Source organism: Starkeya sp. ORNL1 (genome assembly GCF_012971745.1).
GTDB lineage: Bacteria > Pseudomonadota > Alphaproteobacteria > Rhizobiales > Xanthobacteraceae > Ancylobacter.
In genome coordinates this window covers 5,032,993-5,057,281 of the sequence record NZ_CP048834.1, presented here as the reverse complement: position 1 = coordinate 5,057,281, position 24,289 = coordinate 5,032,993, and the positions used below count along the sequence as shown (strand labels likewise).

The 24,289-nt window shown below is 66.2% G+C and carries 22 protein-coding genes and 1 other RNA gene; 5 read left to right on the top strand and 18 right to left on the bottom strand.

Features of this window, described 5'->3' with window-relative positions; translation table 11 throughout:
- Positions 1–26 precede the first annotated feature (26 nt).
- Genes G3545_RS23870 through G3545_RS23855 form a run of 4 tightly spaced genes read right to left on the bottom strand, consistent with a single transcriptional unit; the run spans position 27 to position 3,974 of the window.
- Positions 27–1,799, bottom strand: a complete 1,773-nt coding sequence (locus G3545_RS23870; protein WP_170016340.1) for a penicillin-binding protein 2 — start codon at positions 1,797–1,799, stop codon at positions 27–29.
- 1 nt (position 1,800) lies between these two features.
- Positions 1,801–2,433 carry a hypothetical protein gene (locus G3545_RS23865; protein ID WP_170016338.1) on the bottom strand — a complete coding sequence of 211 codons (633 nt, stop codon included), beginning with the start codon at positions 2,431–2,433 and terminating at the stop codon, positions 1,801–1,803.
- Between the two features lie 12 nt (positions 2,434–2,445).
- A complete protein-coding gene (gene rsmH, locus G3545_RS23860) occupies positions 2,446–3,495 on the bottom strand; it encodes a 16S rRNA (cytosine(1402)-N(4))-methyltransferase RsmH (protein ID WP_170016336.1) in 1,050 nt (349 codons plus the stop codon).
- On the bottom strand, positions 3,495–3,974 hold the full coding sequence (locus G3545_RS23855; RefSeq protein ID WP_170018255.1) for a division/cell wall cluster transcriptional repressor MraZ: 480 nt from the start codon (positions 3,972–3,974) through the stop codon (positions 3,495–3,497). Before G3545_RS23855 ends, rsmH begins: the two co-directional genes overlap by 1 nt.
- 279 nt (positions 3,975–4,253) lie before the next feature.
- Here G3545_RS23855 and G3545_RS23850 point away from each other — a divergent pair, with 279 nt between their 5' ends.
- The 4 genes from G3545_RS23850 to dapB all read left to right on the top strand — a co-directional run bounded on the left by G3545_RS23850 (position 4,254) and on the right by dapB (position 7,229).
- Positions 4,254–5,045, top strand: coding sequence for an N-acetylmuramoyl-L-alanine amidase (locus G3545_RS23850; protein ID WP_170016334.1), 792 nt, complete (start codon positions 4,254–4,256; stop codon positions 5,043–5,045).
- Between the two features lie 219 nt (positions 5,046–5,264).
- Positions 5,265–5,756 (top strand): lytic transglycosylase domain-containing protein, encoded by a 492-nt coding sequence (locus tag G3545_RS23845; RefSeq protein WP_246702549.1) that lies wholly within the window; start codon positions 5,265–5,267, stop codon positions 5,754–5,756.
- Between the two features lie 82 nt (positions 5,757–5,838).
- Positions 5,839–6,227: RNase P RNA component class A (gene rnpB, locus G3545_RS23840), an RNA gene on the top strand.
- A 192-nt stretch (positions 6,228–6,419) separates the two neighbouring features.
- Entirely contained in the window at positions 6,420–7,229 is an 810-nt protein-coding gene (gene dapB / locus G3545_RS23835; protein ID WP_170016330.1) for a 4-hydroxy-tetrahydrodipicolinate reductase, read from the top strand.
- Between the two features lie 60 nt (positions 7,230–7,289).
- On the opposite strand, the gene G3545_RS23830 is transcribed toward dapB, so the two are convergent.
- The 9 genes from G3545_RS23830 to G3545_RS23790 form a co-directional block, all read right to left on the bottom strand.
- Complete coding sequence (locus G3545_RS23830; RefSeq protein ID WP_170016328.1) at positions 7,290–8,480, bottom strand: extensin family protein; 1,191 nt, start codon at positions 8,478–8,480, stop codon at positions 7,290–7,292.
- 280 nt (positions 8,481–8,760) lie between these two features.
- A complete protein-coding gene (locus G3545_RS23825; RefSeq protein ID WP_170016326.1) occupies positions 8,761–10,083 on the bottom strand; it encodes a sorbosone dehydrogenase family protein in 1,323 nt (440 codons plus the stop codon).
- 90 nt (positions 10,084–10,173) lie between these two features.
- A complete protein-coding gene (locus G3545_RS23820) occupies positions 10,174–11,289 on the bottom strand; it encodes an acetoin dehydrogenase dihydrolipoyllysine-residue acetyltransferase subunit (protein WP_170016324.1) in 1,116 nt (371 codons plus the stop codon).
- 141 nt (positions 11,290–11,430) lie between these two features.
- On the bottom strand, positions 11,431–12,450 hold the full coding sequence (locus tag G3545_RS23815) for an alpha-ketoacid dehydrogenase subunit beta (RefSeq protein WP_170016322.1): 1,020 nt from the start codon (positions 12,448–12,450) through the stop codon (positions 11,431–11,433).
- Positions 12,451–12,476: 26 nt separating this feature from the next.
- Positions 12,477–13,460, bottom strand: coding sequence for a thiamine pyrophosphate-dependent dehydrogenase E1 component subunit alpha (locus tag G3545_RS23810; protein ID WP_170016320.1), 984 nt, complete (start codon positions 13,458–13,460; stop codon positions 12,477–12,479).
- 20 nt (positions 13,461–13,480) lie between these two features.
- Positions 13,481–14,524 carry an NAD(+)/NADH kinase gene (locus tag G3545_RS23805; protein ID WP_170016318.1) on the bottom strand — a complete coding sequence of 348 codons (1,044 nt, stop codon included), beginning with the start codon at positions 14,522–14,524 and terminating at the stop codon, positions 13,481–13,483.
- A gap of 209 nt (positions 14,525–14,733) precedes the next feature.
- Positions 14,734–16,014 carry an acetoin dehydrogenase dihydrolipoyllysine-residue acetyltransferase subunit gene (locus tag G3545_RS23800; protein WP_170016316.1) on the bottom strand — a complete coding sequence of 427 codons (1,281 nt, stop codon included), beginning with the start codon at positions 16,012–16,014 and terminating at the stop codon, positions 14,734–14,736.
- Between the two features lie 42 nt (positions 16,015–16,056).
- Positions 16,057–17,058, bottom strand: a complete 1,002-nt coding sequence (locus G3545_RS23795) for an alpha-ketoacid dehydrogenase subunit beta (RefSeq protein WP_170018254.1) — start codon at positions 17,056–17,058, stop codon at positions 16,057–16,059.
- A 30-nt stretch (positions 17,059–17,088) separates the two neighbouring features.
- Complete coding sequence (locus tag G3545_RS23790; RefSeq protein WP_170016314.1) at positions 17,089–18,075, bottom strand: thiamine pyrophosphate-dependent dehydrogenase E1 component subunit alpha; 987 nt, start codon at positions 18,073–18,075, stop codon at positions 17,089–17,091.
- Between the two features lie 388 nt (positions 18,076–18,463).
- Here G3545_RS23790 and G3545_RS23785 point away from each other — a divergent pair, with 388 nt between their 5' ends.
- Complete coding sequence (locus G3545_RS23785) at positions 18,464–19,375, top strand: MurR/RpiR family transcriptional regulator (protein WP_170016312.1); 912 nt, start codon at positions 18,464–18,466, stop codon at positions 19,373–19,375.
- 118 nt (positions 19,376–19,493) lie between these two features.
- Here the strand turns inward: G3545_RS23785 and G3545_RS23780 are convergent, their stop codons facing one another.
- The 5 genes from G3545_RS23780 to G3545_RS23760 all read right to left on the bottom strand — a co-directional run bounded on the left by G3545_RS23780 (position 19,494) and on the right by G3545_RS23760 (position 23,934).
- Positions 19,494–20,204, bottom strand: coding sequence for an HAD family hydrolase (locus tag G3545_RS23780; RefSeq protein ID WP_170016310.1), 711 nt, complete (start codon positions 20,202–20,204; stop codon positions 19,494–19,496).
- Positions 20,201–21,085: a class II fructose-bisphosphate aldolase gene (locus tag G3545_RS23775; RefSeq protein WP_170016308.1), complete on the bottom strand. Its 885-nt coding sequence runs from the start codon at positions 21,083–21,085 to the stop codon at positions 20,201–20,203. Before G3545_RS23775 ends, G3545_RS23780 begins: the two co-directional genes overlap by 4 nt.
- Positions 21,086–21,162: 77 nt before the next feature.
- Positions 21,163–21,714: a VOC family protein gene (locus tag G3545_RS23770; protein WP_170016306.1), complete on the bottom strand. Its 552-nt coding sequence runs from the start codon at positions 21,712–21,714 to the stop codon at positions 21,163–21,165.
- A gap of 31 nt (positions 21,715–21,745) precedes the next feature.
- Complete coding sequence (locus G3545_RS23765; protein ID WP_170016304.1) at positions 21,746–23,311, bottom strand: FGGY family carbohydrate kinase; 1,566 nt, start codon at positions 23,309–23,311, stop codon at positions 21,746–21,748.
- A gap of 17 nt (positions 23,312–23,328) precedes the next feature.
- Positions 23,329–23,934 (bottom strand): transglutaminase domain-containing protein, encoded by a 606-nt coding sequence (locus G3545_RS23760; RefSeq protein WP_170016302.1) that lies wholly within the window; start codon positions 23,932–23,934, stop codon positions 23,329–23,331.
- Positions 23,935–24,289 lie beyond the last annotated feature (355 nt).

Here is a 24,289-nt window from a genome sequence, read left to right as displayed (position 1 = left end):
AGGATGCTCGCGCGGAGCGAGTGACCTCACTCCGGCCTGGACTGCGCCACCTGGTAGCCGGTGAGCAGACTTTCCACCGGCGGCAGATTGGTGCGCGGCATCTGGCCGAGCAGCGGGGCGATGCGGGCCATGATCTTGCCGGTGGTGGGGCCGGCATTCCAGCCGGCAGTGGCGAAGCCGTAGGTCTCCTTCAGCCCCTGCGGCTCGTCGAGCATGACGAGGATCAGGTACTGCGGGTCGTCCATCGGGAACACGCCGGTGAAGGTGGTGAGCAGCCGGGTCTTGGAATAGCGCCCGCCGATCACCTTCTCCGCGGTGCCGGTCTTGCCGCCGGGATTATAGGGGCCGGCGAACTCGACCAGCTTGGAGGCCGAGCCCTTCACGGCGTTGAGCCGCATCAGATAGCGCATCTTGGCGCTGGTCTCGGGCTTGATGACGCGCTTGGCCACCGCCATCGCTTCATCAGGCGTGCGCTTCATGAAGGTCGGCGGGATCAGCCAGCCGCCATTGACCAGCGCATTCACCGCCATCACCGCCTGCAGCGGGGCCACCGCGAGGCCGTGGCCGAAGGCGATGGTCGCGGTGTTCAGCTCGCCCCAGCGTTTCGGCACGATCGGAGCGGCGCTTTCCGGCAGCTCGGTGCGCAGCCGGTCGAGCTGGCCCAACTTCTCCAGGAACGCCTTGTGGGCGTCGACGCCGCACAGCAGCGCCATGCGCGCAGTGCCGACATTCGAGGAATAGGTGAACACCTCCGGCACGCTCAGCATGCGGTTCTGCGCGTGGTAGTCATGGATCCTGAAGCGGCCGAAGCTGAGGGCGCCGCGGGCATCCATCATCGAATTGAGATTGACCTTGCCGCTGTCGAGCGCCATGGCGAAGGTCAGCGCCTTGAAGGTCGAGCCCATCTCGAACACGCCGGTGGTGAGGCGGTTCAGCGTCTTGGGATCGAGCGCCTTGGCCGGCTCGTTGGCGTCGAAATCGGGCAGCGACACCATGGCGAGGATCTCACCGGTGCGCACATCGACCACGGTGCCGGCGGCGGCGATGGCGCGGAACTTCTCCTTCGCGGCGGCCAGTTCGTCGCGCACCACGTGCTGCACGCGCAGGTCGATCGACAGGTCCACCGGCTCCTGCTGGCGGTCGGTGGCGAGGCCGGCGAGGTGCAGTTCGGCAAGGCCGCGATTATCGACCCACTTTTCGAGGCCGGCGATGCCCTGATTGTCGATATTGGTCGAGCCCAGCACATGGCCGGCGAGGTTGTTGCCGGGATAGACGCGGCGGTTCTCGCTCATGAAGCCGATGCCCGGCAGGCCGAGCTTGTAGATCTCGCGCTGCTGCTGCGGTGTGATCTCGCGCTTCAGCCAGACGAAGCCGCGCTTGGAATCGAGCCGGGTGCGGAACTCGTCGGCATTGGCGTCCGGCAGCACCGCGGTCAGCGATTCCACCGCCTCGTCGACATCGATGAGGCGCTTCGGCTCGCCATAGAGCGAAGAGGTCTTCACGTCGGTGGCCAACACCAGGCCGTTGCGGTCCAGTATGTCCGGCCGCGCCGAGGCGACGGCGTCGGAATTCACCGCGCGGCGCGTCAACGCGCTCTCCGGCGCCGAGGCATACATGGCAAGGCGGGCGCTGATGGTGCAATAAACGCCGCCGAACACCAGCATGCACAGCAGGATGCGGGCGCGGGCCACGGCGTTGGGCTCCGGCCGGCCGCGGCCGGCGGCGCGGCGGACGATGCCGGGCAGCGCGCGGACCGGGCTCAGCAGACGCTCCGTGATCGTGCGGACGAGCGGCGACATCTCAGCGGGTCCTCTCGTGATAGCGGCCGACCGAGGCCGGCGGCAACAGCGGCGCCTCCGAGGTCACCGGCGCGGTATGCAAAGGCTGGCCGGAGGGGGCCGGCATGGCCGGGCCGGGCGAGGCCTGTCCCATCACCCCGGCCGATGGCATGGCGTCAAGCGGCAGCGGCGGGCGTGACGGCGCCGCCTGCTGCACCGGCACCGCCGGCCGCGCGGCCTGCGGCGGCGTGGTGGACGTGCCGGCGGAGGGTTTGGCCGTGCCCTTGCCGGTCTTGTCGGCGGGCGAGATCGAGCCGGTGATGGTCGGCCCGTCGACCAGCGCCTCGATCATGCCGCCGAGCACGTCGCTGCCCTGCTCGGGCTTGGCCGGCAGGCTGGCGAGATTATCCATCCGGTCGACATCCAGCGGCTGCATGTCGAGATGGTTCTCGGCCAGCGCCTGGATGCGGTCCGGCGAGGTGCGCCGCGCCCATTCGGCATTGAGGATGGCCATGCGGTCGCGCTCGGCACGGATGTCGCTGCGGAGCCGCGCGATCTCCTGCGCCTCGAAGGTCGAGGAATATTTCAGGTGATAGACCGCGCCAGCCGCAGCCAGCAGAGCGAACACCGAGACGAGGTTCAGGACGCGGAACATGACAAGCGAACCTCAGCGGCGCGAAGGGGCGTTCGAACGTCGGGAATCGGGGTCGGGCAACGGCGGCAGCAGGCCATCGAGATCGGCCCCGCTGTACGCAGGCGCGTCGAGGCGTTCCGCGGCGCGCAGCTTGGCGGAGCGCGCGCGCGAATTCTCCGCAGTCTCGACCTCGGACGGCTCGACCGCCCCCTTGGCCACCAGCCTGAAGCTCGGCGCGGCGGCATTGACCGCCGGCATGTGGCGCGAGCCGGCGGCGGCCCGGGAGCGGTTGGCGAAGAAGCTCTTGACGATACGGTCTTCCAGCGAATGGAAGGTGACCACCACCAGCCGCCCGCCGGGCTTCAAGACACTCTCGGCGGCGATCAGCGCGCGGGCAAGCTCGCCCAGTTCGTCATTCACCGCGATGCGCAATGCCTGGAAGGTGCGCGTCGCCGGATGCGGCTCGTGCGGCTTGGCCCACACCACCTTGGCCACGATCTCGGCAAGCTGGAGCGTGCGCACGATCGGCGCCTCGGCCCGCGCCTTGACGATCGCCTTGGCAATGCCGCGCGAGTGGCGCTCCTCGCCGAAGCGATAGATCAGATTGGCGAGCTCGGCCTCCGGCAGCTTCGCCACCAGGTCGGCCGCGGAGACGCCGGAACTCGACATGCGCATGTCGAGCGGCCCGTCGCGGCGGAAGGAGAAGCCGCGCTCGCCCTCGTCGAGCTGCATGGAGGAGACGCCGATATCAAGCACCACGCCGTCCACCTGCGGCGCGCCGAGCATGCGCGCCACCTCGTCGAGATTGCCGAAGCGGTCCTCGGAAATGACCAGCCGGCCGGGATACGCCAGCACGAGTTCACCGCCCGCAGCGATGGCGCTGGGGTCGCGATCGATGGCGATGACGCGGCATTCGGCGGCTTCGAGGATGGCGCGTGTGTAGCCCCCCGCGCCGAAGGTGCCGTCAATGTAGGTTCCGGCGTCCTTCGGCGCGAGGTGGGCGACGACCTCGCCCAACATAACGGGGAGATGGCGGGCCGGTCCGCCAGCGGTCTCCGATCCCGGAGTGCCGCGGCCCGCCATCATTCCCGTCCGTCGCGGAACTCCCGCGCCGCCCCCTGGTTCCCGAGTTCCTGCTTCAAGGCGCGTACCTTCGCAGTGGCCTCCGCGAGGTGCGCCCGGAAAGCGCCCGGTTCCCAGATCCGAAAACTCGTACCCTGGCCGACCAGCACCGCTTCCGTGGCGATGGCGGCATGCGCCTTCAGGCTTTCCGTCAGCATCACGCGTCCCTCCGGGTCGATCTTCAATGCCTCGATCGAACCGTAGAGCGCCGAAGCCAGTTCCTCTCGCGCCTCCGAATAGGGCGGAAAGCGGCCGACCAGAGCGTCGATCCCCGCCATCAGCGCCTGCCCACCGGCGTCGAGCGCCGGCCGGTCGAGGCTCGGATGGCAGTAAAGCTGCTCCAGCCCATCGCGGCCGATGAGTGCCCGGAACGCTGCCGGAATCGAGATCCGCCCCTTCGCGTCGAGCCGCATCGCATAGGTCGATACGAAGCGATCCATGAAGCCGCGCGATCCCAGCCTGTCCGTCGGTCTGCCCCAACCCGCCAAAATTCCACGGCGAGTCGCCGGGTGCCGCGCGGCACCCTTCGGCTTCGCTGTAAGAACGTCTGGACGGGATGAATTGGGATAGCATGGGATGGTATGGGCGTCAATGAAATCACAATGGGGCGGCAGCCCGACGCATGCGCCGATGCCACCGTGTTTGATCACCGCCATTAACGCTCTCTGAACCTTAAGAATCGGTTGAATCTCGAAGGGTCCGGCGTTTAGCTGCCCACCATGGAGCCACTTCTCGACGTCTTCACCGCCGATTCGCCGCTGGTCGCCGAGGTCCTGCCCTCGCCGAATCATGGCGAGCGCCTGGGCGTCGAGAGGCCGGACATGCTGGTGCTGCACTATACCGGCATGGCCTCGACCGAGCGGGCGGTGGCGTGGCTGCGCGATCCGGCGCGCTCGGTCTCCGCGCATTACCTGGTCTATGAGGACGGGCGGATTATCCAGATGGTGCCGGAAGCGCGGCGCGCCTGGCACGCCGGCGCGTCCTTCTGGGATGGGGTGAACGACCTCAATTCGCGCTCCATCGGCATCGAGATCGCCAATGGCGGCCACGATCATGGCTATCCGGATTTTCCTGCCGCCCAGATCGAGGCGGTGGCCGCGCTCGCCAGCGACATCGTCAGCCGTCGGGCCATCGCGCCCGCCCGCGTGCTCGCCCATTCCGACATCGCACCACGTCGCAAGACCGACCCCGGCGAGAAATTTCCGTGGGAAGCGCTCTACCGCGCCGGCGTCGGCCATCTGGTGCCGGAAGCACCCGTGACGGACGGCCGCTTCTTCATGCGCGGCGAGCACGGCCAGCCAATCGAGGCCTTGCAGGCCATGCTGGCACTCTATGGTTATGGCGTACCCATTTCCGGCACCTATTGCGAGGAAACGGAAGCGGTGGTCACCGCCTTCCAGCGGCATTTCCGGCGCGCCCGGGTCGACGGCATCGCCGATGTCTCGACATTGACGACGCTCTACGAGCTGGTGGCGTCACGCCCCGACCCTGTCGACACTTCCGGGGCATAATACTTTAGTCTTATCTTTCGCGCCATCATTGTTCGCCACACGCGGACTGTGCGCAACGATGTGTCCCGATCGTTGCAGTTGCGCAACATTACAGGCGCCAGCCGAGCGGGTGCTGAGCGTAGTTCCGAAAGTCGAACTTGATCGAGCCTCATTCGGAACAGATTTCCCGTGCCAATGCCCGGCCTCCAATAAAACTGAACAAGGGTTTCGGGAAGAATGGTGCATAAGAAGCTTGGTTACGCGTCCATTGTGTTCGCCTTGATTGTCTCCGCCGGCACGGGGAGTGCCCTTGCAGGGCAGCGGCCGGCAAACTCCACCAAACTAGACGATACTGGTTCTTCCAGCGTTGCCGCGATCGTCGATCGCGAGGCCCGTGCGAACGGCATTCCAATCGCCCTTGCCCGCGCCGTGGTGCGCATCGAGAGCAACTGGAATGCCGGCCTCACTGGCGGCGCCGGGGAAGTCGGGCTGATGCAGATCAAGCATCCTACGGCGAAGGGCATCGGCTATGAGGGCTCGCGCGCCGCGCTCTATGATCCCGCCACCAATGTGAAATGGGGCATGCGCTACCTCGCCGGCGCCTATCGCATGGCAGGTGGCGACACTTGCGGCACCGTGATGCGCTATCAGGGCGGCTATGGCGCCAAGCGCATGTCAGGCGCGGCTCGCACCTATTGCAGCAAGGCCCGGACCATCATGGCCTCCAACTGACGGCTTCGCGCGCGCTTCGTCTCGCCGCGAAGGTTTCGCGTCCGGCTTGACGGGCGCGCGCGTCTCCTCCATGTGCTCCGTGCCAGCCGGCCGGACGGCCGCGTCATCCGCAAGGATGCCGAGGAAAGTCCGGGCTCCACGGATACACGGTGCCGGATAACGTCCGGCGGGGGCGACCCCAGGGAAAGTGCCACAGAAATCAGACCGCCGCGGGTCCGCCCGCGGCAAGGGTGAAACGGTGCGGTAAGAGCGCACCGCGCTTCCGGTAACGGCGGCGGCACGGTAAACCCCACCGGGAGCAAAGTCGTATAGGGGCGGCACGGCCATCGGTTCGCCGATGCCAGGTCCTGTTTCCGGATCGCCGCCCGGGTTGACTGCTAGAGGCGCCGGGTAATCGGCGTCCCAGAGGAATGGTCGTCACGCGGGAGCAATCCCGCCTTACAGAACCCGGCTTACAGGCCGGCTGGCACTTTCATCTTCTTCTGCTTGAGCATCCTTCGAGGCCCGGCGTTGCCGGGCACCTCAGGATGAGGTCGCTTTGTAAGTACGACCTCATCCTGAGGTGCCGCCGCGGGCGGCCTCGAAGGATGCTCAAGCAGAGCACCTTTGCCCGCATTCCCCCGCCCTGCTATTCCGGCCTCCCCTTCACGAGGAGCCGTCGCCATGCCGATCCGCATCATCCTTGCAGGCGCCACCGGCTGGGTCGGGCGTGCGCTCGTCCCCGCCATCGCCGCCACCGATGATCTCAAGCTCGTCGCCGCCGTCGCCCGCGGTGCCGCCGGCCGCGATCTCGGCGAGGCGCATGGCGGCGCGCCCAATGGCGTGCCGGTGTTCGCCAGCGTCGCCGACGCCCTCGCCATCCCCGCCGACGTGCTGATCGACTACACCAAGCCCGACGCGGTGAAGGCCAATGCGCTCGCTGCCGTGGCAGCCGGCCGCCATGTCGTGGTCGGCACGTCCGGGCTCGGCGCCGCCGACTATGCGGAGATCGACGCGGTCGCCAAGGCACATGCGGTAGGCGTGCTCGCCGCCGGCAATTTCTCCATCACCGCGACGCTGCTGAAGCGCTTCACGCTGGAAGCGGCGAAGTATGTCGCCGATGTCGAGATCATCGACTACGCCTCGGCGAAGAAGCCGGACGCGCCCTCCGGCACCGGCCGCGAGCTGGCAGAAACCTTGGCCGCCCAGCGGCAAGCGGCGACCAGCCGGCCGATCTCCGAAGTCTCCGGCGTGCCGGAAACGCGCGGCGGCGCTTTCGGCGAGGGCGCCACCGAGGTGCGGGTGCACGCGCTACGCCTGCCCTCCTTCGTGCTCTCGGTGGAGAGCATCTTCGGCGCACCGGACGAGCGGCTCACCATCCGCCACGACGCAGGTTCGTCCGCCGCGCCCTATGTCGCCGGCACGCTGCTCGCCGCCCGCAAAGTCTCCGGATGGACCGGCGTGCGCCGCGGCCTCGATACGCTCCTCGACTGAAGATCGGCTGGACTGAAGATCGGCTGGACTGAAGATCGGCTGGGCTGAAGATCGGCTGGATTAATCCTCGCCCGGCACTGCTTCCGGCCGGTCGATCGGCGCGATGAAGCTGAACGGCTTCTTCGCCGCCGGCTTCGGCTCGGGCGCGTAGCTGCGCGTGGAGCCGGTCACCAGCGGATCGGCACCGCGCTGCCATTTCACCAGCGGCACGCCCGCTGGCGGTAGCGGCCCGCTCGGCGGCGGATAGCGCGGCGTCTGCGGCGGATACGAATTCGCCGGGTAAGGCTGCTGTGGATAGCCGTTCGAGGGCATCGAGGCCGGCGGCAGGTAGCCGGGATCATAGCCGCCGGGATAGCCCGCGGGCTGCGGCTGTTGCTGCCGGCGGGGCTGCGGCTGATAGCTCGGATCGACGCCGTGGCCGTAGTCCGACGGCCCCGGTTCGCCTTCCGGCGAGACTTCCATAGGCCCGCCATTCGCGGCGGCCGGCTCCGCTTGCGGCGGATAGGACGAGCCCATCCCGGGATTTTGCGAGGGATACTGCGACGGATACTGTGAGGCCATGGGCGGCCCCAGAGGCGGCTGCGGCACGCGCGGTGCCGGCTGGCAGATGCCGCGCCCGGAGGTGCGGCGCATCAGGTCCACATGGATGTGGTTGTAGTGATAGATGTTGGACCCGGGCGCCAGCACGGTGGTGAAGCGCTCGCAGGCGCTCGCCTGCACGGTGCGCAGGAAACCCTGCTCCTCCGGCGCGCCCTTCCAGCCGGTCTGCACCACCACCTCGCGGCCATCGGCCAGCGTGAAGGCGGCGATGTCGAGCGCATTGCCATAGGCATGCTCAGAAATCTTGCCGGTGCGCGCACCGTTCATGTTGCGGCAGGAATAAGCGGAGATCTGCTTGATCTTGACCACCGGCTGGCCGAACCAGGCCATGGCGGCGGGCTGCACGCTCTCGATCATCCAGCGGTCGAGCGAGGCGGTCACCGGGCAGGCAAGCGTCGCCGCCGGCGTCACCGCAACCTGTCCTTCGGCGAGGCCGGAGACCTTGAACGGATGATCCATGCCGCAGGTGCCGGCGCCGTCAATCTCGCGGATCGGAATGGTGTAGGCGGAGGACTTGACGAGGCCCTCCGCCAGACACCGTTCCTCAGCTTCCGCGCGCCAGGGTTCCCGCTGTTCAAACGAGAATTGGCAACCGGACAGCCCCAACAGGACGAGCGGGGCTACGCAAAACCAGAAAACGCCGCGCGTCATGCAAGTAAAATGCGGGGCGTTTGGTTGACATCGCGTTAAGCATGAGCGGCGGGCGGCAACGGCCCGCAGGAAAACGCGAAATCGACCGCTGGGAGTGTAGGCGGTACGTGCGTGCCGATGCTTCGACGCCGGGCTTCACGCACGCAGAACGTCCTCATCCTGAGGTGCGAGTGCAGCGAGCCTCGAAGGATGCTGAAGCAGAGGAAGGCCATCGAGGACGGACATCCTTCGAGGCCCGGCTATCGCCGGGCACCTCAGGATGAGGTCGCTTCAGATCGGCTCACACCGCGCGCATGCGCCAGACGATGTCGCCGACATCGTCCACCACCAGCAGCCCGCCCTTTTTATCGATGATCACGCCGACCGGGCGGCCAAGCGCCTTGCCCTCCGTCGAGCGGAAATCGCCGAGAACTTCTTCCGGCGGACCGGAAGGCTTGCCGTCGGTAAAGGGGATGAAGATCACACGGTAGCCGGAGGGCGGATTGCGGTTCCACGAGCCGTGCTGGCCGATGAAGACGCCGCCGCGGAAGCGCTCATGCAGCCGGCCATCATCGGCGAAGCAGAGGCCGAGCGAAGCGGTGTGCGAGCCCAGCGCATAATCCGGCTTGATCGACTTGGCGACGAGGTCGGGGCGCGGCGGGCGCACCCGCTCGTCGACGATCTGGCCGAAATAGCAATAGGGCCAGCCATAGAAGGCGCCGTCCTTCACCGAGGTCATATAGTCCGGCACCAGATCGTCGCCGATCTCGTCGCGCTCGTTCACCGTGGTCCAGAGTTCGCCGCTGACCGGGTTCCAGTCCACGCCCACCGGATTGCGCAGCCCGCCGGCGAACAGGCGGCTGACGCCGGTGACGCGGTCGATCTCCAGGATCGCGGCGCGGTTCACCTCCTCCTCCATGCCGTACTCGGCGACATTGGAGTTGGAGCCGACGCCGACATAGAGCTTGGAGCCGTCCTTGTTGGCGACAAGGCTCTTGGTCCAGTGGTGGTTGCGCCCCGACGGCAGGTCGCAGACCTTCACCGGTGCCGCATCGATGCGGGTCGTGCCATCCACATAAGGGAAGCGCACCAGCGCATCGGCATTGGCGACATAGAGCTGGTCACCGACCAGCGCCATGCCGAACGGCGAATGGAGGTTCTCCAGGAAGGGCAGCTTGATCTCGGCGATGCCGTCGCCGTCGGCGTCGCGCAGCAGCGTGATGCGGTCGGCGCTTGGCCGCCCGGCGCCGGCCCGCGCCATGACGAAATCCTGCGCCCACCAGCGGAAGCTCCAATTGGCGGGCGGGCGAGCCGGGCCATTGCTCTCGGCGACGAGGATGTCGCCGTTCGGCAATTCATACACCCAGCGCGGATGGTCGAGCTTCGAGGCAAAGGCTTCGACCGCAAAGCCCTTTGCCGGCGTCGGCTTCTTGCCTTCCGGCCAGCCGACCGCCGGCGCGATCTTCATGATCGGGATCAGGGTCGGCTTCGGCTTGGGCAGGTTCGGGCTCGCCCCATAGCCGGCTTCCTCGGATAGCGCCGGCTGCTTGCGGGCCTCGGTGAGGAAATGTGCGATGCTTGTGATCGCCGTGGCGATGAATCCGCCGGTCTTCTGGTCTGACATGCCCGTTCTCCTCGCCCCGACCGACCCGTGATCCCAAAAAATACGGCGATGTGCAATCGAGCACATCGCCGTATCCGGTTCACGAAGGCTCTAGCGGCGGATCTGGCCGAGCAGCAGCTCGTTGACGCGGCTGGCCTTCTCCATCTGCACCATATGGCCGGCGCCCTCGATCACTTCGACCTTAGCCGCCGGGCCGAGCGCGCCGGCATGCGCGGCCGGTATGACGCGGTCGCCCGCGCCAAAGATGATGAGCACCGGCGGCAGGCTGCCGGCCTCGCCGGCGAGCTGGTCGGTCTGGCGACCGCCGGGGAACAGCTTGGCGGCGAGTGCGGAGAGGGCAGTGTCCACACCGTCGATGCGCTTGTACTTCAGCACGTCATCGACCAGCTGGCGGCTGACGAGGCCGGGGTCCTCGAACAGCTGTTCCAGCACCGGCTTCAGGTCGCGCCGGGAGGTGGAGGAAACAAAGCCGTCTATGTAGCCGGCATTGATATCCGGCCCGAGTCCGGCCGAGCTGATCAGGGCAAGCGAGGCCACCCGGTCCGGATGGTCGATGGCGGTGCGCAGCGCCACCGCGCCGCCCATCGAATGGCCGACAAGGTGCGCCTTGGCGATGCCGAGCGCGTCCATGAAGCCGAGCAACGCGGCTGACAGCCCCTTGAGGCTGGCATCCTTGAGCGCCTTCCCCGACTGCCCGTGACCGGGCAGATCGAGCGCATAGACGGTGCCGGCGCCGGTCAGCGCATCGATATTGAACAGCCAATTGTCGAGGTCGCCACCGAAGCCGTGGATCAGCACCACGGTCTCGCCGCCCTCACCGCGTTTGGCGTAGCGCAGCCGCCCGGCCGGGGTCTCGACGAACTCATAGCTCGGGCCGGCTTCCTCGCTTTCCTCGTCATCGGCAGCGGGTGCCACATAACCCGCGACGAAGGCGTCGATGTCGGCGTCCGGCACGTCGTCGTCCGCCAGCACGCCGAGCAGCGCCTTGATCGGATAGACAGTGTCCGGCTCGCCCAGCACGCGGCGCAGCGTGCCGGCGTCGCCGGCCTCGACCACCCCGGCGATCTTCTCGGTCTCGACCTCGAGCAATTCCTCGCCGACCGCGACCTTGGAGCCCGGCCGCTTCAGCCAGCCGGTCACCTTGCCCTCGGACATCGACAGCCCCCATTTGGGCATGACGATGGGTTTAATGCGTTCATCCAGCATCGTTGTTTCCTCAGGTCAGAATCTCGGTCGACCGTCATCCCCGGCCTTGTGCCGGGGATCTCGATTCCCGACACGCATCAGAGGCCGAGATCCCCGGGACAAGCCCGGGGATGACGACCGCCTAGGAATGCGGCCTCGCCCTCATGCCGCGAGGGCGCGGGCGTTGGTCTTGGCGACCGCGGCGGCAATGACGTCGGCGGAGGGGATGTAGAGGTCCTCCAGCGCCGGCGAGAACGGCACCGGCGCATGCGGCGCGGTGACCATTTGCGGCGCCGCCTTCAGTGCGCCGAACGCCTCCTGCGCCACGAAGGCCAGCACGTCGCCGGCGATCGAGCAGCGCGGATGCGCCTCGTCGACCACCACCAGCCGGCCGGTCTTCTCCACGCTCTCGATGATGGTGTCCCAATCGATCGGGGAGAGCGTGCGCAAATCGATCACCTCGGCCTCGATGCGGTTGGCGGCGAGCTTGGATGCCGCCTCCAGCGCCTTGTGCACCATCAGCCCATAGGCGACGATGGTGACGTCCTTGCCCTCGCGCACCACGTTCGCCTCGCCGAACGGGATGGCATAGGCCTCCTCCGGCACATCTTCCAGCAGCCCATAGAGGTTCTTGTGCTCGCAGAAGATCACCGGATCATCGTCGCGGATCGACTGGATCAGCAGGCCCTTGGCGTCATAGGCGTTGGACGGGCACACCACCTTCAATCCCGGCACATGGGTAAAGAGCGGGGTCAGCATCTGCGAGTGCTGGGCGGCGGCGCGATAGCCGGCGCCGACCATGGCGCGGATCACCACCGGCGTCTTGGCCTTGCCGCCGAACATGTATTTGAACTTCGCCGCCTGGTTCAGGATCTGGTCGAAGCACACGCCCATGAAGTCGAGGAACATCAGTTCCGCCACCGGGCGCATGCCGCAGGCCGCCGCGCCGATGGCGGCGCCGATATAGGCGCTCTCCGACAGCGGCGTATCCATCACGCGGTTGCCGTGCTTGCCGTAGAGCCCCTTGGTGACGCCCTGCACGCCGCCCCAGGCGTCCATCTCGCCGGGCGCGCCGGAGCCGCCGACGATGTCCTCGCCCATGACGATGACGGTGGGATCGCGGCGCATCTCGAGGTCCAGCGCCTCATTGATCGCCTGCTTCATGCTGATCTTGCGGGCCATGGTTTTTCCTCCGGATCTTCTTGATGTCAGTAGGCGACATAGACGTCGGTGGTGAGCTCGCGCGCCGTCGGCAGCGGTGCCGCCTTGGCGGAGGCCACCGCATCGTCGATCAAAGACGCCACCTCGCGGTCGATCATGTTGAGCTCGGCGTCGACGATCACGCCGGCCTGCGTCACCCGGCTCGAGAACATCTTGATGCAGTCGCGATTGGCGCGGTTGTAGTCGTTCTCGCCCTTGGCCTTGTAGGTCTGGGCATCACCCTCGAAATGGCCGAAAAAGCGGATCATCTTGCATTCCAGCAGCGCCGGTCCGCCGCCTTCCCGGGCGCGCTTGATGATCTCGCCGGCCGCTTCATGCACCGCGAAGAAATCGGTACCGTCCACAGTCACGCCCGGCAGCCCAAAGCCCGAGGCGCGGTCGACATAGCTGTCCACTGCCGTGGCGTAGTCGACCGAGGTGGCTTCGGCATAGCCGTTATTCTCGACCACGAAGACCACCGGCAGGTTCCAGATGGCGGCAAGGTTCATGCTCTCCAGAACCGTGCCCTGGTTGGAGGCGCCGTCGCCGAAGAAGGTGATGCCCACCCCGCCATCGCCGCGGAATTTTGCAGCTAGGCCGGCGCCGCAGATCAGCGGCGCGCCGGCGCCGAGAATGCCATTGGCGCCCATCATGCCCTTGGAGAGGTCGGCAATGTGCATCGAGCCGCCCTTGCCGCGGCACGAGCCGGTCGCCTTGCCATAGATCTCCGCCATCATCTCGTGAACGTCGACGCCCTTGGCGATGCAATGGCCGTGGCCGCGATGGGTGGAGGCGATGCGGTCGACATCGGTGAGGTGGCTCATGATGCCGGTCGCGCAGGCTTCCTCACCGGCATACAGATGGACGAAGCCGGGAATGTCGCCCTTGGCGAACTCCACATGCAGCCGCTCCTCGAACTCGCGGATGGTCCGCATGGTCTTGTAGGCCGCGAGCAGTTCTTCCTTGGACAATGGGAAGGGATTGTTCGACATGCTGGTTTCCTCCTGAGTTTTTATGGTTGGGAGACGAGGCTGCGCACGCCCTCGCGCATCAGGCCGTGGGCGGCAGCAAAGCGCATGACGGCGCCGACGTTGACGGTCTGGAATGCGTTGTCGTGCAAGGTGATGGCGACACCCTGATGGGCGTCGAAGAACAGCTCGCGCTCGCCATCGAGCGCGATAGCGCCGGCACCCAACACGGGCGCAAAGGTGACGCCGGCCGGCATGCGCCGCCACGCCTCGATGCCGATGGCTTCCACTAGCCCCGGCCCGATGGGCGCACGCACCACCGATGTGGCGACGTCCGCGGGCGCGAGCGCCACATGCAGCCCACCCGGCTCGTCGCGGCCGACCGGCTCGACTAGGCCGGCAATGGCGGCCATGCCGATCACCTCGGGATCGGCGAAGGTGACGAACAATTCGCGGAAGGTCTCGGTGCGCCACAGCGCCCGCGCCCCGACATAACGGTCGGTGACGATGGCGACATCGACCAGCGCGATCTCCGGCGGCTCGCCGTCGACGCTGACATGGATGGTCTTGTTCTGCGCGAAGGCGACGGCCTTCGGGACAAGGCCGGAGACGGCCAGCCCGGTCGCCATGCCGGTGATGGTCGGCTCGCGGTGTTCGGGAAAGGCATTGTTGGTGCCGGTGGAGATGCCGGCGATCGGCACCGCGCCGCATTCGCCGACCACCGCGCGATGTGTGCCGTCGCCCCCGAGCACGATGATGGCGGCGACACCGCGCTCATGCATCGCCTTGGCCGCGCGGCGGGTATCCTCGACCGTGCCGGTGACCTTCATGTCGAGGAAGGAGAGCTTCGGGAAGCGCGCCTCCTTGAGAGCGAGCGAGCGCTCTATGCCGCGGGTGACGTGGTGCATGATGCCGCCGCGCTCGGGCATCATCACCACCTCGTCGACACCGGTCGCACGCAGCGCCGCCAGCGCCCGCAGCACGATGTTGGCGCGGTCGGTGACCTGCAGGCTGCTGGCATTGGCGACGACCCGGCGAATGTCGCGCGCCGACACCGGATTGGCGATGATGCCGACCAGCGCCGCCATCGGCGCTACCGGCGCGCGGGGAAAAGCACCCCGCTCCGTGGCGTTGCCCGTCTGTATCCCATGACGATCCTCCCGAGATCGTTCCTCGTGCGCGGTGCAAACGCTTTTCGGCCGGCGGATGTATCCCCGCTTCACGCCGGCGCCCGCACCTCGCAGACCCAGTCTAGCTCACAGCCACGATACCGGTGGAAAGTTTTTCACTCATAGTCTCAGCCCGCGGCCCGCACCGTCTCGGCGACCAGCCGGCCGGCGAGCGCGGCGGCCTCCAATTGCGGGAGATGGCCGACTTGCGGCAGCCGGTGGAGCGCGACATGGCCCGGCAGCAGGTCGGAATGCTCGGGCGGAATGATGGGATCCTCGCGCCCGACAATGATGCGCACCGGTCCGCCGAAGCGCGCCAGCGCCTCGCGCACCGAGAACAGCTGGGTACTACCCGCGAAAATCCCCGCGGCGAGCCGCGCCTGGTTGGCGGCGACATTGGTGCCGTCGCGCCCACTGAGGGTGGCGCGCACCATGGCACCCGGCAGGTTCGCCGGATCGCGCACCAGAATGGTCATCCAGCTCTTCAGCGCCGGCTCGCTAGTGGCGGCGAGGAAGCCGGCGATGAAATCGCCATTGATCTTCGGTCCGAGACCAGCCGGTGCGATCAGGCTGAGCGAGCGCACATTGAGGCTGCCGCTAGCGGCAAGCGCCGTCGCCACGGCGGCGCCGAGCGAATGACCGACCAGATGGAGGCGTGTGAGCCCTGCCGCCGTCAGCGCCGCCGCGACGCTGTCCACCAGCATGTCGAAATCGGCGATCGGCTGGTCCACCAAGGCGCCGTGCGCCGGCAGATCGAGCGCCAGCATCGGATTGCCGACCCCGACATGCGGTACGAAAGGCCGCCAAGCCGCAAGTTCTGCGCCAAAGCCATGGAGGAACACCACGGGATCGCCGGTACCGTTCTGCAAGGTCTTGATGGCGAGCCGGCTGGCGTCTGCGGTGACCGCGGCAACCGGCGCAGGCGCCACGGGCGCAACTGGCGCGTTACCGCGCGCCGCCAGCGCCGCATCGATGTCGCGCTTCACCACCGCGCCTTTGGTGCCGGTGCCGGCAAGACGCGACAAGTCGAGCCCGGCCCGTGCCGCCAGTCGCCGCGCCAGCGGCGAGGAACGGTGCACCTCGTCCGACCGCGCCTCAGTCACCGCAATGGCTGGCATGACTTCAGCAATGCTGTGGCTCGGCTCCAGCTCGGCTTTGGCAAGGCTTTCGCCGGGCTGGCCGAGGAACATCAGCGGCTCCAGCACGGTGGCGAGATCGCCGACCTTGTAGAGCACGTCGAGCACCACCCCGGAATCGAAGGCCTCGACCTCGAAGCTCGCCTTTTCGGATTCCACCTCGGCGACGACGTCGCCTTTCTTCACCGTGTCGCCCGGCTTGACGAACAGCCCAACGACCTTGCCTTCGGTGAGGTCCTGGCCGACCTGCGGCACCAGAATGGGATTTGCCATCTTGTCTCTCCGCCCCGTCTCTCTCCGACCCTTTGCCCGGTGCTATTCGGCAGCGAGGGCGAGCGGCTTGGCGTGCAGGCTGCGCAGCGCGGCGGCGACGATGTCGTCCTTCTGCGGCACGCTGGCTTTTTCCAGCTCCAGATTGAACGGGATCGGAATGTTGAGGCCGGCGACGATCTCGATCGGCGCGTCAAGGTCGTAGAACGCCTCCTCCTGGATGATCGAGGCGATGTCGGAGGCAACGCCGCCACGGCGCACCGCTTCCTGCACGATGACGGCGCGGTTGGTCTTGGCCACCGATTTGAGGATCGCTTCCTTGTCGAGCGGCACCAGCGTGCGCGGGTCGATAACCTCGGCCTCGATGCCGGACTTAGCGAGTTCGTCCGCCGCCTCCAGCGTGCGCGGGATCATGTTCGACCAGGCGATGAGGGTGACGTCCTTGCCCGGCCGCTTGATGTCGGCCTTGCCGAATTCGACGATGTGCTCGCCGTCCGGCACCAGCCCCTTGGTCATGTAGAGGTGCTTGTGCTCCAGGAACATTACCGGATCGTCCTGGCGCAGCGCGTATTTGAGCAGGCCCTTGGCGTCGGCGGGCACCGAGGGCATCACCACCTTGAGGCCGGGTATGTGGTAAAATAGCGCTTCGAGGCTTTGCGAATGCTGCGCGGCGACGCCGCCGCCGGTGCCGCCCTGGGTGCGCATCACGAACGGCACGCGGCCCGAGCCGCCGGTCATCAGCCGGAACTTGGCGGCCTGGTTGACGATCATGTCCATGCCGAGCATGGCAAAATCGATATAGAGGATCTCGACCACCGGCCGCGCTCCGGCAATGGCGGCGCCGACACCGACGCCGATCATGCCGGCTTCCGCGATCGGCGTGTCGCGCACCCGCCCCGGGCCGTATTTGGCGAGCAGGCCTTCCGTCACCTTGTAGGAGCCGCCGCGCTCGGCGATGCCCTCGCCGATAATGAAGACGTCGCTGCTGCGCGCCATCTCCTCGTCGAGCGCCTCGCGCAAGGCGTCACGGTACATGATCTCGCGCATGCTCATGGCGTCTCTCCCGGCCGAGTGTTCTTAGTATTGGGCGACGAATTCGTGGAATTCGGCCACGGTCAGTTCGCGGCTCGACTTGGCAAAATCGACCGCTTCCTCGAACTCACCCTGGATCTCAGCCTCGATGGCGGTGATTTCGCCGGCATCGATGCCGGACATCTGCACCAGCGCGTCGCGGGCGCGGTCCACCGGATCGCGGGCCTTGTAATAAGCGAGGCGATCCTCCGGCATGTACTTGCCGGGGTCGTTCACGTGGTGGCCCATATGGCGGTAGGTCTTGGCCTCGATGAGCACCGGCCCTTTGCCGGCCCGGCAGGTCGCGGCCGCTTCCTCGGTCAGGCGGTAGACCGCGAGCGGGTCGTTGCCGTCGACCTGATGGCTCTCCACCCCAATGGCGAGGCCGCGCTTGTAGAGGTCGGTGTCGCGGGTGGATTCCTCGATGCGGGTCGAGACGGCGTAGCCGTTATTCTCGATGACGAGGATGAAATTGAGGTTCCAGATCGCGGCGAGGTTCAGCGATTCCAGGAAGGTGCCGTTGTTCGAGCCGCCATCGGTGGTGAAGGTGACGGTGACCGCGTCCGAACCCTTGATCTGGTTGGCGAGCGCCGCGCCGACGCCGAGCGGCGTGCCGGCGCCGACAATACCATTGGCACCGAGATTGCCCTTGGTGATGTCGGCTATGTGCATCGAGCCGCCATAGCCCTTGCAGTAGCCGCTCTCCTTCTGCAGCAGTTCGGCGACCATGCGACGGATATCGGCGCCCCAGGCGATGCAGTGGCCGTGGCCGCGATGGGTGGAGGCGATGAAATCGCCCTCGCGTAGCGCCGCACAGACCCCGGTGGCGATGCCTTCCTGGCCGAGATAGGGGTGGAAATAGCCGCGCACCAGGCCCTGGCGATAGAGTTTGATGCCTTCGGTCTCGAAGACCCGGATCTTGTAGGCGGTGCGGAAAATTTTTTCCAGAAGTTCGCGAGAGGGTGCGTTCGACTTTACAGGCTGGGCATCCATCGCGTCGACCCGCTGCTCAGGTTGCTATGCAAAACATAGGCTTGCTGCCAAAGTTCTTAGCATTGGCGCGGCTGCACTGTCGAGGAAAAAAGTTTCACCGCTGCCTTCCAGCGGAGCGTGTCGGAGCACCTGCGGAATGCACCTTCCGGATCGGAAATCACCTCCCGCCAGTGCAATCGATTGGATTCACCAGACTTTTCTCCATCACGCCGTTTCGGGCTGGACGCTGCCACGAAGCACGATTGTAGAAAATTGCTTCCGAACTAGCGCTCCGCTACTCTCGACCGTCGGTCACGGGAGCATGATGTCGTCCGAAAGCCGCTTCGCACTTTTCGGCATCATGCTTTAGCGACGACGCATCGCGGACGCGTATTTCGGCATAGGCAGCATGACGCAGCACGACGGCGATCAGGTTCAGACCAAAGGCGATCTTCTGCACCGGATTCAGGAGCGTTACGGCAGCCTGCGAAAATCGGAGCGCATCGTCGCCGACTATCTGCGCAACCGTGCCGGCACGCGGCTCGACAGTTCCATCACCGAGCTCGGCCGTACTCTTGGAGTGAGTGAGGCGACCATCAGCCGGGTCAGTCGCGCGCTCGGCTATGAGGGCTTCCCGGACATGAAGCTGTCGCTTGCCGAGGGCTCGCGCAGCCGCAACTCCTTCGCCAATATCCCGATGGAGATCGACGAGAACGATTCCCTCGTCACCACCAGCGGCAAGCTCGCATCGCTGCTCTGCGTCAGTCTCCAGGGCACCCAGCGCCTGCTCGACGGCGAGCGCATCGAGCGCGCGGTCGACGCGCTGCACCGGGCGAAGAAGATCGTGTTCGTCGGGGTCGGCGGCGCCGCCTCGATCTGCGACGAGGCTGCCCATCTCTTCATCAAGGCCGGCATCGACGCGGTGAGCTATTCCGACGGCTATACCCAAACCATCGCCGCCGCGACCATGACGCCGGAGAAGGTGATGGTAGGCGTCTCCCACACCGGTACCACCGAGACCGTGGCGACCGCGCTCCAGCTTGCGCGCGAGAAGGGCGCCACCACCATCGCCATCACCAGCGACGCCGCCTCCGGCGTCGCCAAGGCGGCGCAGATCGTGCTGACCACCTGGAATTCGGCGACGCCGCTGATCCCGCTCTATGGCGATTTCCTTGAGGGGCGCATCAGCCAGCTGTTCCTGATCGACCTGCTGTATCTGGGCCTGCTGTTCCGCGCCGGCGAGGAGACGGGGCGGCATCTGAAGGCGACCGGTTCGGCGCTGGAGAAGCATTACATGCGCAAGGTGCCGGACGAGCGGTGAGGGTGGCTTTGCGTGAGCATCCTTCGAGGCCGGCCTTTGGCCGGCACCTCAGGATGACGTGGTTCTTTTAGAAGCGACGTCATCCTGAGGCGCGAGCGCAGCGAGCCTCGAAGGATGCTCACGCAGAACCGTCCACCAAAGTCCGGCACTCCGCCAGCCCGATCCGCCCCGTATCAAGATCCGGCACCACACGGTCGGCCAGCGAGAAATCCTCATCCGCCGTGTAGGATGAGACGGTGACGATGCACGCCATGCCCGCCGCCTTCGCTGCGTTGAGGCCATTATTGCTGTCCTCGATGACGACGCAGCGCGCCGGATCGAGCCCGAGCGTCGTCGCCGCCAGCGTGTAGATCGCCGGATCCGGCTTCTTCCTCGGCACGACGTCGCCGGCGAAAACGGTGATGTGAGCAGAGCGCTCCGCCCCAAGCATCACATCGACCACCGCTTGCACCGCGCGCTCGTTCGAGGTCGAGCACACGGCGATCTTCAACCCCGCCGTGATCGCCTCGTCGATGATGCGGGCGATGCCGGGGCGCAGCGGCAGGCCGCCGGTCTCGATCAGCTTCATGAACAGATCGGTCTTCAGCAGATGAAGCCCGCTGATCAGCGCAGTCCGCTGATCCTCGCTCACCGGCCAGCCATCCGCGTCGAAATAGCGGGTCATGCGCTCCTTGCCGCCGGCGGTCTTGAGGAGCTCGGCGTAGCGCTCCACCGACCAGTCGGCATTGAGCCCGGCCCCGGTGAAGGCCTGGTTGAAGGCGACGCGGTGGCCGTCGCGCTCGGTATCGACCAGCACGCCGTCGCAATCGAAGATCAGCGCCTGCATCATGCCGCGGCGCCTTGCGCGGTGACGCCGGCCTTCCCGGCCGAGCCGAAGGTGCGGATCATGTCCAGCACGTCGCCCTTCATCGCCTCATACTGGCTGGTGATGAAAGGCAGTGGCTCCTCCAGCTTCGGCTTCTCCTGGCGCAGCTTGACGAAGCCCTCGATGAAGCGGTGCTTGTGCATGGTGGAGATGTTCACCTTGGCGCAGCCGCCGGCGATGCAGCGATGGAATTGCTGCTCGGTGAGCCCGGTGCCGCCATGCAGCGCGATCGGAATGTCGACCTGCGCGGTGATCCGCTCCAGCAGTTCATAGGCGATCTTCGGCTCGCCCTTGTAGAAACCGTGCGCGGTGCCGATGGCGGGAGCGAATACCGCGAGCTTCGGCATCTCCCGGCAGAAGGCGATGCACTCGTCGAAATTCGCCAGGATGGCGGCATCCTCGGCGACGAACTTGTCGTCCTCGACGCCGCCGATGGCGCCGATCTCCGCCTCCAGCCCGATGCCGGCGGCCTGCGTCAGTTCATAGACCACACGGGATTTCGCGACATTCTCCTCGAACGGCAGCGAGGAGCCGTCGAACATCACCGCGGTCCAGCCGGCATCGATGCAGCGCTTGATCACCTCGACATCGGAGCAATGGTCGAGATGCAGCGCCACCGGCACGGCGACGTCCTCGGCCAGCATTCGCACCCAATTGGCGATCGGCTTGTAGCCCCAATGCTTCACCGTCTTCACCGAGACCTGCACGATGATCGGCGCGTCGAGGTCCGCTGCGCCCTCGACGATGGAACGGGCCGAGTTGTAGTCGATCATGTTGAAGGCGGCGACACCGTAACGCCCTAGCTGTGCGGTCTTCAGCATCGGGCCCATGGGGACGAGCGGCATCGGGGTCTCCTTCCTGAACGAATGAGGCGGGCGCGGCGGGGAACGTCGGGTTGCCGCCGCGCCCGGAAAAGCTGGGTTCAGATCGTGGTCTCGGCGACGTATTTCGGATGGAACAGCCGGGTCTTGCCGGAGGCCTTGGCCTCGGTGTCATAGACCGTGCCCCTGGGTGCCGAGACGATCTCGAGCTGCGCGCCCCACGGCGCCATGAAGTAGCACCAGGTGAGGCCAAGGTTCGGGCCTTCGGTGTAGGCGGTCGGCTCGCCCAGCACCTTGACGCCATTCTCGCGCAGGAAGGCGATGGCGCTGTCCATGTCGTCGACATAGAAGGCGAAGTGGTGCCCGCCAATGTCGCTGTTCTTCGGCGGCGTCTTCACCTGGTCGGGCGCCTCGTACTGGAACACCTCGAGATTGGTGCCGTTGCCGCAGCGCAAATAGCGGAATTCCTTGATGACGCAGCGTGGATCGACATTGAGATGCACTTTCATCCAGTCATCGTCCGCCTTGAAGTCGGTCGCGGCGGTGTAGAGCGTCTCGGCGCCGAGGATCTTCTCGAAGAAATCGCAGGCTTCATTGATGTCGGGCACCGTGAAACCGACGTGCTCCATGCCCCGCATTCCGGGTATCGGCATTGTCTTCTCCCTGATGGTCTTTTCTGATCGGTCAGTAGTAGCGCGCCGAGAAGTCCGCCAGTTTCTGGTATTGGCCGGCGGAGGCTATGGCCTCGTAGAGACCGCGATAGATCTGGTGCTGGTCGTCATAGAGCGTGTGGTTCATCTGCTTCGGCTCGAAATCGGCCTCGACCTGCACCATGGCGCCGACCGCCTCCTCGATGGATGAGAAGGCCCCTGCCCCGAACGCGCCGAGAATGGCGGCGCCGAGCACGGTGCATTCGCGTTCGCGCGTCACCCGCGCCGGCAGGCCGATGATGTCGGTCATGATCTGCACGAAGCCATTGGACTTGGTGCCGCCGCCGGTGAGCCGGAAATCGGTGATGCCGCCGTCAATGTCCGACTGGAAGGCGTTCACCACCATCTTCATCTCGTGGGCGCAGCCCTCCAGCAGTGCGCGGATCAAATCCGGCCGGCTGTGATAGATGCCGATCCCGAGGAAGCCGCCGCGCGACACCGCGTCGTAATAGGGCGTCACCTGACTGGTGAGGAATGAGTGGAACATCAGCCCCTTGGCGCCTGGCGGCGATTTCGACGCCTCCTCGACCATGATGGAATAGGGGCTGCGGCCGGAACGCACGCTCTCCGACACATCGTCGGAACCCAGCGTGTTGCGCCACCATTTCAGGCAGGCGCCGAGCGAGAAGGCGGCGCCCTCGATGTCCCAGGCATTCGGCACACCATGGCCGCCCCACCACAGGTTCCGCCCCTTGATGCGGTCGAGGCCATCAAGATGGGCCACCATGACGCCCGAAGTGCCGACGGTGAATTCCGCCATGCCCTGCTTGATGACGCCGGCGCCGATGGCGGCGCATTGCTGGTCGCCGGCACCGCGGCACAGCGGCGTGCCCTCCGGCAGGCCGGTTGCCTCCGCCGCCGCCCGCGACACCTTGCCGGCATAGCCGGAGGGGATGCCGACCGGTGGCAGCCGGTCGCGGCCGATGCCGCACAACGCCAGCACGCGGTCGCTCCAGTCGAGCTTGTCGATCTCCATCATGCCGTTGAGGGTGAGCGAAGCGGGATCGGTCTCCCACGCCTCGGCGCCGAGCCGATAGAGGAAATATTCCTGGCCATTCGCGAACCAGCGGGTCTTCTCGAAGCGCTCCGGCTCATTGTCGCGCAGCCAGGCGATCTTGGCCGCCGCCCAGAGCGGGGAAAGCTGCATGCCGGTATGGGTGTGATAGTCCCGGGGTGAGATCTCCTCGCCGAACAGTGCCTGATAGGCCACCGCACGCCCGTCATTCCAGACGATAGACGTGCCGATCGGATTCTTGTCGGCGTCGAGCGTGATGAAGGTGCCGCGCTGGCTGGAAAAGCCGATCGAGGCATAGGCATCCGCAGGTAAATTTGCCGCGCTGGTCGCCTGCTGCGAGGCTGCGCAAATGCCCTCCCACACCGCATCGACATCCTGCTCGCTCCAGGCGGGGCGCGGCGAGACGCACGGATATTCCTTGTAGCCGTGTCCCAGCTGGTTGCCGTGCTCGTCGAAGATCATCACCGTGCAGCCGGTGGTCCCCGCGTCAATGCCAACGAAGGCTCTTCTGGCTTTGGCGTTCATTGTTCCGTCCCGTGGTCTTATTGATTTTCGGCAACCCAATCCGTCAGCAGTTCCAGAAAGGCCCGGCGGTCTTCCGCTTCGTCCTCGCTGAGAGTCGCCAGCAGGCGGCCTTTTTGGAAGATCACGTCCTCGACGCGGGTCTTCACCCCGTAAGGTTCCAGCGCGAGGCGGGTGTCGCCCTCCCCGGCCCAGCCGGCATTCACCGGAAAGCCGAGCGGCGCCATCACGTCCGGCCAGGTGGCGTCGAGCTTCAACTCGCGCACCGGACCGCGCCAGACCACGTAATTGTGGAAGTCGTGGATGCCGCCACTACGCACCCAGCGCCGGAGCGGCTCCGACATGGTGTCGACCTCGGGCATGCCGGCAGCGAAGTCGCCTTCGACGATCTCGACATCGGCGATCTCGCCAACCCGGCGCAGCAGGTCGCGCAGCAATATGTGCTTGCCGGAGCAGGAGCCCTCATTGTTGTCGAGCACCGCTTCCGGCGTGCGGTTGCCGCGCGAGGCGTAGCGGATGTTGCGCACGGCGTGGAAGATGGCCGGCACATCCGGCTTGCCGCCCGCCGGGGCGATGCGCTCAAGGAAGGCGTCCAGCTTGGTGGCATAGAGCGAATAGGCTTCCACGGCCGGTCACTCCGTGTCGAAGCGGCGCGTGAACTGGCGCATGGCGAAAATCCTCCCTGAAAGGATTTTTCTTGATTGTGCTTATCGGCGGCAAATCTGGCACAGAAGCCCAAATGCGCCTAGGGGAAACAATACCATTCGTGAAAGAATTTTTCTTGTATTTGGCATTATAGGGCAGGAAACGGCATGAAAGCGTGCCGAGCTTGGCACTATGGCACTCCAGTTTGAAAATTTCTTTATTCTTGCTCCACCACGTCATCCTGAGGTGCGAGCGCAGCGAGCCTCGAAGGATGCTGAAGCAGAAGGCGGCCATCGGGGATGGGCACCCTTCGAGGCCGCTTCGCGGCACCTCAGG

What these genes read in the sequence shown, in the direction of transcription:
- G3545_RS23780 (WP_170016310.1), bottom strand. Translation starts at nt 20,204, where the DNA reads ATGATGCAGGCGCTGATCTTCGATTGCGACGGCGTGCTGGTCGATACC.
- G3545_RS23770 (WP_170016306.1), bottom strand. Translation starts at nt 21,714, where the DNA reads ATGCCGATACCCGGAATGCGGGGCATGGAGCACGTCGGTTTCACGGTG.
- G3545_RS23870 (WP_170016340.1), bottom strand. Translation starts at nt 1,799, where the DNA reads ATGTCGCCGCTCGTCCGCACGATCACGGAGCGTCTGCTGAGCCCGGTC.
- G3545_RS23825 (WP_170016326.1), bottom strand. Translation starts at nt 10,083, where the DNA reads ATGTCAGACCAGAAGACCGGCGGATTCATCGCCACGGCGATCACAAGC.
- G3545_RS23775 (WP_170016308.1), bottom strand. Translation starts at nt 21,085, where the DNA reads ATGCCGCTCGTCCCCATGGGCCCGATGCTGAAGACCGCACAGCTAGGG.
- G3545_RS23865 (WP_170016338.1), bottom strand. Translation starts at nt 2,433, where the DNA reads ATGTTCCGCGTCCTGAACCTCGTCTCGGTGTTCGCTCTGCTGGCTGCG.
- G3545_RS23810 (WP_170016320.1), bottom strand. Translation starts at nt 13,460, where the DNA reads ATGTCGAACAATCCCTTCCCATTGTCCAAGGAAGAACTGCTCGCGGCC.
- G3545_RS23765 (WP_170016304.1), bottom strand. Translation starts at nt 23,311, where the DNA reads ATGAACGCCAAAGCCAGAAGAGCCTTCGTTGGCATTGACGCGGGGACC.
- G3545_RS23855 (WP_170018255.1), bottom strand. Translation starts at nt 3,974, where the DNA reads ATGGATCGCTTCGTATCGACCTATGCGATGCGGCTCGACGCGAAGGGG.
- G3545_RS23785 (WP_170016312.1), top strand. Translation starts at nt 18,464, where the DNA reads ATGACGCAGCACGACGGCGATCAGGTTCAGACCAAAGGCGATCTTCTG.
- G3545_RS23815 (WP_170016322.1), bottom strand. Translation starts at nt 12,450, where the DNA reads ATGGCCCGCAAGATCAGCATGAAGCAGGCGATCAATGAGGCGCTGGAC.
- G3545_RS23830 (WP_170016328.1), bottom strand. Translation starts at nt 8,480, where the DNA reads ATGACGCGCGGCGTTTTCTGGTTTTGCGTAGCCCCGCTCGTCCTGTTG.
- G3545_RS23795 (WP_170018254.1), bottom strand. Translation starts at nt 17,058, where the DNA reads ATGCGCGAGATCATGTACCGTGACGCCTTGCGCGAGGCGCTCGACGAG.
- G3545_RS23800 (WP_170016316.1), bottom strand. Translation starts at nt 16,014, where the DNA reads ATGGCAAATCCCATTCTGGTGCCGCAGGTCGGCCAGGACCTCACCGAA.
- G3545_RS23820 (WP_170016324.1), bottom strand. Translation starts at nt 11,289, where the DNA reads ATGCTGGATGAACGCATTAAACCCATCGTCATGCCCAAATGGGGGCTG.
- dapB (WP_170016330.1), top strand. Translation starts at nt 6,420, where the DNA reads ATGCCGATCCGCATCATCCTTGCAGGCGCCACCGGCTGGGTCGGGCGT.
- rsmH (WP_170016336.1), bottom strand. Translation starts at nt 3,495, where the DNA reads ATGGCGGGCCGCGGCACTCCGGGATCGGAGACCGCTGGCGGACCGGCC.
- G3545_RS23805 (WP_170016318.1), bottom strand. Translation starts at nt 14,524, where the DNA reads ATGGCGGCGCTGGTCGGCATCATCGCCAATCCGGTGTCGGCGCGCGAC.
- G3545_RS23850 (WP_170016334.1), top strand. Translation starts at nt 4,254, where the DNA reads ATGGAGCCACTTCTCGACGTCTTCACCGCCGATTCGCCGCTGGTCGCC.
- G3545_RS23790 (WP_170016314.1), bottom strand. Translation starts at nt 18,075, where the DNA reads ATGGATGCCCAGCCTGTAAAGTCGAACGCACCCTCTCGCGAACTTCTG.